General features: G+C 50.2%; 1 protein-coding gene and 1 pseudogene. Both read left to right on the top strand.

All coding sequences use genetic code 11. The features are described from left to right. Positions 1-133: pseudogene (locus CF394_RS15655) on the top strand (MBL fold metallo-hydrolase); the annotation flags it as partial. A gap of 5 nt (positions 134-138) precedes the next feature. After that, positions 139-273: TetR family transcriptional regulator (locus tag CF394_RS13465; protein ID WP_133079842.1), on the top strand; the 135-nt coding region annotated here is incomplete at its 3' end.

The following is a 273-nucleotide window of genomic DNA, read 5'->3' as shown; positions in this document are numbered from 1 at the left end:
GGAGGAAGCCATGAAAAGCGCACAATTGCTTGCCGACAAGGCGCCTTCCTGTCTCGCAGTCGGACATGGGAATTTCCTGAAATCACCCTCAGAGCGGATGAGACAGGCAATCCAAAAAGCAAAGAAAGGATGATGAGCATGTCACCGAGAATAGGATTGAGCCAAAAAATGATTGTAGACGCCGCAGCGGAGATTGCCGATCAGGAAGGCTTGAATGGTGTCACGCTTGCCGCACTGTCTAAAAAAATGAATGTACGCCCTCCGTCGCTGTAT

Source organism: Tetzosporium hominis (genome assembly GCF_002265435.1).
Lineage (GTDB): Bacteria > Bacillota > Bacilli > Bacillales_A > Planococcaceae > Chryseomicrobium > Chryseomicrobium hominis.
Note: the sequence above shows the minus strand (reverse complement) of the source record. Positions and strands in the feature narration are given on the sequence as shown.